The following is a 5862-nucleotide window of genomic DNA, read 5'->3' on the forward strand; positions in this document are numbered from 1 at the left end:
AAACACCCCAAACAAAAAGCTTCAGTGGCAACGCCACTGACACCTCTGACGCGGGGTGGAGCAGCCCGGTAGCTCGTCAGGCTCATAACCTGAAGGTCACAGGTTCAAATCCTGTCCCCGCATCCAAAAGAAAACCCCAGCAAGATCAACGTCTTGCGGGGTTTTTTGCTGTCCGCAAACAGCGCCAGCCAAAACCCCGCAGGTAACATATAGGTAACAACAGAGAGTGAAAATGGGCGTAGCTGGCCTGCTCTGCTTCCTGGAAATGTATCGTAAGCGTCAGCCATCGGTCGTCTTGCGGAAAGCCTGATTGGTAGAGTTCTGCGTGCCCTGATGAATTGGTGCAGGCGGATGGTGGGAATATGAAGAGAGGAGGGGATTTGCTTCGCAAAGCGCGGTGGCGATGAATCCATCCACCGCAGGCGTGACGGTTCCGATATGCCACACGATCCCAAGCTCGACTGACGGAGGCTGGGGCGTCAGCGGCAGGAATGAAACCCCGGCGCGGGCGAGGTTGTGCAGCGATTGCGGAACCAGGGCGAAGCCAAGCCTGGCCGACACCAAGCTGATGATCGTCTGCATCTGAACCGCTTCCTGTCCGAGCGGAATGCCGGCTTGCGCCGTCGCCAGATAGCCTGTCACCAAGTCATGGAAGGCGGGGGCGCTGCGCCGAGGAAAGAGGAGCAGCGGCTTTTCGGCAAGTGCAGTGACAGAAACACCTCCTGCCGCGGTCGCCAGTTGACCGCTGTCGATCCAGCCAGTCGGGACGGCCGCTACCAGCGGCTCACGCAGCAGGGGACGGTAGCGCAGAGTAGGATGCAACGCCCGGGCCGGCGGGATGATGAGGCCAACATCCATTGTTCCCTCCAGCAGCCCTTCGATCTGAATGTCGCTGGTCTGCTCGAACAGATGAAGCTCGACGTCGGGCTGCCCCGACTTATGTTTCGCGACCAGATCGGGAAGCAGGCTATAGATCGCCGTGCTAACGAACCCCAGCCGCACGGTGCCGACCTCCCCGCCCGCGATGCGGCGGGCCAGCACTGGTAGGGCGGCTGCGTCCGACACCACTTGGCGGACATGCGGCAGCCACGCGGCGCCGACCGGGGTCAGGGCGACCATGCGTCGGTTACGGATGAACAGAGCGACCCCCAACTCCGCCTCCAGCGCCTGGATACTCTGGCTCAGCGGCGGTTGGGTGATGCCGAGCCGTTCCGCCGCGCGTCCGAAATGCAGTTCCTCTGCAACGGCGAGAAAATGGCGAAGCTGGCGAATGTCAGTGACCATGGCAGGGTTTGATATGTTGTACGATTTACAGGCCACGGTATTATGAATTTCTACGATTGAACAGCGGGCGGTACTCTTGCCTGGCGCGGCAATAACGGCGCTGGAGGAGGCTTTCCATGGCTTACAATGAACGGTCCAGGCACATCACGCAGGGGGTGGAGCGGTCGCCGAACCGGGCGATGTACTATGCGCTTGGCTATGAAAAGGCCGATTTCGACGAGCCGATGATCGGCATCGCCAACGGCCATTCCACCATCACGCCCTGCAATGCCGGCCTGCAACCGCTGGCGGATGCGGCGGCTGCGGCGCTGAAGGCGGCGGGCGCCAACCCGCAGCTTTTTGGCACGCCGACAATCTCCGACGGCATGGCGATGGGCACGGAGGGGATGAAATACTCGCTGGTGTCGCGCGAGGTGATTGCTGACTCCATTGAGACCTGTGTCCAGGGGCAGTGGATGGACGGCGTGGTGGTGATCGGCGGCTGCGACAAGAACATGCCCGGCGGCATGATCGCGATCGCCCGCACCAACGTGCCGGCGATCTACGTCTATGGCGGGACGATCAAGCCGGGACATTGGAAGGGGCAGGACCTGTCGATCGTTTCCGCCTTCGAAGCGGTCGGCACCTTTCTGGCAGGGCGGATGAGCGAGGAGGATTTCGAAGGGATCGAGCGGAACGCCTGCCCCAGCACCGGGGCTTGCGGTGGCATGTACACTGCCAACACCATGAGTTCGTCCTTCGAGGCGCTGGGCCTTTCGCTGCTGGGATCGGCCAACATGGCCAATCCGGACGGTGAGAAGGCCGACAGCGCCGCCAAATCCGCCCAGGTGCTGGTGGAGGCGGTTCGCCGTAACATCCGCCCACGCGACATCATCACCCGCCGCTCGATCGAGAACGCGGTGACGCTGGTGATGGCGATGGGGGGGTCGACCAATGCGGTGCTCCATTATCTTGCTATCGCCCATGCTGCGGAGGTGGAATGGACGCTCGACGATTTCGAGCGGGTGCGACGCAAGGTGCCGGTCATCTGCGACCTGAAGCCGTCCGGCAAATATATGGCCGTCGACCTGCACAGGGCGGGTGGCGTACCGCAGGTGCTGAAGATCCTGTTGAACGCGGGGCTGCTCCATGGCGACTGCCTGACGATCACCGGTCGCAGTTTGGCGGAGGAACTGGCAGAAGTGCCCGACGCCGCTGCAGACCAGGACGTGATCCGGTCGATCGACCGCCCGCTCTATACCGAGGGCCATCTGGCGATCCTGAAGGGGAACCTGGCACCGGACGGGGCGGTGGCGAAGATCACCGGCCTGAAAAATCCAGTAATCAGCGGTCCGGCCCGCGTGTTCGACGATGAACAGTCGGCGATGGAGGCCATCCTGGGCGACCGGATTCAGCCGGGTGACGTGCTGGTTCTGCGCTATCTCGGACCCAAGGGCGGACCCGGCATGCCGGAAATGCTTGCACCGACCTCGGCCATCATCGGCCGGGGGCTGGGAGAGAGCGTTGGCCTGATCACCGACGGTCGGTTCTCTGGTGGAACCTGGGGCATGGTGGTCGGTCATGTCACGCCGGAGGCCTTCGATGGCGGTCCCATCGCCCTGGTGGAGGAAGGCGACCGTATCACCATCGACGCGCATCGGAAACTGATCGAACTGCAGGTGGAAGGGGAGGAACTGGCGATGCGGCGCGAACGCTGGCAGCCCCGGCCCGCGCGCTACAGCCGCGGTGTATTGGGCAAATACGCCCGATTGGTCCAGCCGGCAAGCCGCGGCGCGGTTACTGATTGAGATCCTGAGGGCAGCGCGATAGATGTCAGCTAGAACCCCCTGCGTTTAGTCGAACGCAGGGGGCTCTAGATGAATCCGCTCTAGTGCCCACCGCTGGTGTCGATCGGACCTTTCGGCCGCGGCGCCAACCAGATCAACACCCCGGTGAAGGCAAGGCACAACGCGACCGCGGCGAACATGTCGAGTGTGGCGAGCATCACGCTCTGGCTTTCGACGACATTGGTCAGCAAGGTGGTCGCCGTTTCGCGCGACAGGCCCGACGCCACCATTGTCTCGATCGTGGAAGGCCCCTGTTGCATGGCGCCGACCAGTTCGGTCTGATTAACCCGCGCGGCGTTGATCCAACCCGTCTGGACCAACGACGCAGCGAAGGCGGCAGTCAGCGTGCGCAGGAAATTGGAGATGCCGGCGGCGTCGGCCTGTTCGTGCGGATCAACGCTGGCGACGCATAGGCCGGTGACAGGAATGAAGAACATCATGAGGAATGGGCCTGTCAGCAGCATCGGCCAGGCCATCTGCAGAAAGGTCATATCCGGCGTGAAGCCGGTGCGCCAAAGCGAGATGAGCGCCATCCCGGCGATTCCGATCGAGATGATCAGCCGCACGTCCATCTTGGCGGCCGCGGCGCCGATGGCCGGTGAGGCGAGCACCGCGAAAATACCCATGATGCCGGTCGCATAGCCGGCCCAGGTCGCGGTATAACCCATATTCTGCTGGAGCCAGAGCGGGATAAGCACGACCGTCGCGAAATAGGCGGCGAAGCTCAAGGCATAGGTGATGGACGCGACGACGAAGCCGCGGTGCCGAAAGACACGCAGGTTCACGATGGGGTGTTTGTCGGTCAGCTCCCAGATCAGGAACGCGACGAAGCCGATTGCCGCAACAACAGCCAGAACGCGAATTTCTGTCGCCGCGAACCAATCTCGGTTGCGCCCCTCGTCGAGCACGATCTGGAGCGATGCGACCCAGATGACGAGGAGGACGAGGCCGATCACGTCGATCGGCGATCGGGCCGTCTCCTCGCGCCGCCCATGCAGCAGGTAGAGCAGGCCCGCGGCGCCGATAGCCGCGACGGGCACGTTGAGGAAAAAGATCCATTCCCAGCCGGCATTGTCGGAGATGATTCCACCCAGGATGGGTCCGGCAATCGGCGCGACCGTGGTGGTCATCGCCCAGACGATCGTCGCGAGCGTCGCTTTTTCGGCAGGAAAGATGCGCAGCAGCAATGTCAGCGACAGGGGTATGATCATGCCGCCGGCCAGACCCAGCAGAACCCGACCCGCGATCAGCATCTCGAGCGAACGTGACAGGCCGCATAGCAATGAGAAAATGCCAAAGGCGATGAAGGCCGCGATGAACACCCTCTGCTCACCGAAGCGCCGGGCCAGGAATCCCGCAAGCGGGACGGTGATGGCGTCGGCGACGGCATAGGAAGTGATGACCCAGGTCGCCTCGGTCACCGATACGCCGAGCGAGCCGGCAATATGCGGGATGGACACGTTGGCGATGGTCGTGTCGAGAACGACAAGGAAATTACCCAACCCGATCAGCAGCGCGGCAATGATAAGGGTCGCGCCGGTGAGTGGCCTCGCCATATTCGGCTCAGCGACAGTATCCGTCATGTCCGGGTTCCGCTTAGTTCGAGAGATCCACGGTAGCGTCCATCGACAGACCCACCCGCAGCGGATGTTCGGCCAGCTCCTTCGGATCGAGCGCGATCCGCACAGGCAGGCGTTGAACCACCTTGATCCAGTTGCCGGTGGCGTTCTGGGCGGGAACCACCGCGAAGGCTGCGCCGGTACCGCCCGAGAAGCCGACGACGCGGCCGTGATATTCGACATCGTCGCCGTAAAGATCGGAGGTCATGGTGACGCTCTGTCCCGGCTTGACGCGGGCGAGCTGCCCTTCCTTGAAGTTGGCGTCGACAAATGCGGCCTGGACAGGCACCACCACCATCATCGTCGCGCCCGCCTGGACACGCTGTCCGACCTGCACCTGACGACGCGATACGATGCCGTCGATGGGCGCCCGCACCACAGTGCGATCGAGGTTCACCCGCGCCTGGTCGCGCGCGGCGCGCGCAGCCAGCACTTCCGGGTTGGCTTCGGGAGCGACGTCCGCGATCAGGGCACGGTTGGCGTCGCGGCTGCCCATTGCCGAGGTCTGATTGGCCTCCGCCTGCGCATTCTCGGCCTGTGCGACCTTCAGATTTGCCGTGGCCGTGCTGTAGGCATTGCGCGCGATGGTCAGTTCATCGCCGGAGACGGACCCTGACGCCGCGAGCGCCTCGCGGCGGTCGAGATCGATCTTCGCCTTGGCGAGATCGGCGCGCGCTGCGACGAGCCGTGCCTCTGCGCGGGCTTGATCGGCAGCGCGCGCCGTCACCTGAGCGCCGAGGCCGCTATTGGACTTGCCCTGGCAAAGTGGAGAGCCATTTTCTCGCCGTCAGGCGGCGGCCTCGAACAGGATAGGGCTTTTGTAGCCCAAGGCCGAGTGTCGCCGTATGGGATTATAGAACCCGTCGATGAATGTGCCAATGGCGCGTTCTGCCTGCCATCGTGACAAAAAAACCGTTCTCCAGATGAGTTCAGATTTCAGTGTCTTGAAGAACGTCTCAACCATGGAGTTATCATAGCAATTTCCTTTGCCGCTCATGGAAATCTGCATGCCATGGGTTTTCAGGATTTTCTGATACTCATCAGAACAATATTGGCTTCCCCTGTCCGAATGGTGGATCAGGCCGGGCTTTGGTCTGCGAATGGCGATGGCGCGCTGTAAAGCTGTTATCGCC

At 62.6% G+C, this 5862-nt stretch carries 5 protein-coding genes and 1 tRNA gene; 2 read left to right on the top strand and 4 right to left on the bottom strand.

Annotated features, from left to right (window positions below):
* The first annotated feature begins 49 nt into the window (after nt 1-49).
* Nucleotides 50-126: transfer RNA gene (locus GE253_RS25480), tRNA-Met, on the top strand.
* Between the two features lie 153 nt (nt 127-279).
* On the opposite strand, the gene GE253_RS25485 is transcribed toward GE253_RS25480, so the two are convergent.
* Entirely contained in the window at nt 280-1284 is a 1005-nt protein-coding gene (locus GE253_RS25485; protein WP_153206962.1) for a LysR family transcriptional regulator, read from the bottom strand.
* Nucleotides 1285-1400: 116 nt separating this feature from the next.
* On the opposite strand from GE253_RS25485, the gene ilvD reads away from it, so the two are divergent.
* Entirely contained in the window at nt 1401-3071 is a 1671-nt protein-coding gene (gene ilvD, locus GE253_RS25490; protein ID WP_153206963.1) for a dihydroxy-acid dehydratase, read from the top strand.
* 80 nt (nt 3072-3151) lie between these two features.
* Here ilvD and GE253_RS25495 read toward each other — a convergent pair whose 3' ends face one another.
* The 3 genes from GE253_RS25495 to GE253_RS25505 all read right to left on the bottom strand — a co-directional run.
* A complete protein-coding gene (locus GE253_RS25495; protein WP_153206964.1) occupies nt 3152-4693 on the bottom strand; it encodes a DHA2 family efflux MFS transporter permease subunit in 1542 nt (513 codons plus the stop codon).
* Nucleotides 4694-4706: 13 nt separating this feature from the next.
* The gene (locus GE253_RS25500; RefSeq protein WP_348770956.1) at nt 4707-5456 is read right to left on the bottom strand and encodes an HlyD family efflux transporter periplasmic adaptor subunit; all 750 of its coding nucleotides are present in this window, start codon (nt 5454-5456) and stop codon (nt 4707-4709) included.
* 60 nt (nt 5457-5516) lie between these two features.
* Nucleotides 5517-5862, bottom strand: a 346-nt coding sequence (locus GE253_RS25505) for an integrase core domain-containing protein (protein WP_153206965.1), incomplete at its 5' end; no start/stop codon positions are given.

The organism is Niveispirillum sp. SYP-B3756, from assembly GCF_009495745.1.
Taxonomy (GTDB): Bacteria; Pseudomonadota; Alphaproteobacteria; order Azospirillales; family Azospirillaceae; genus Niveispirillum.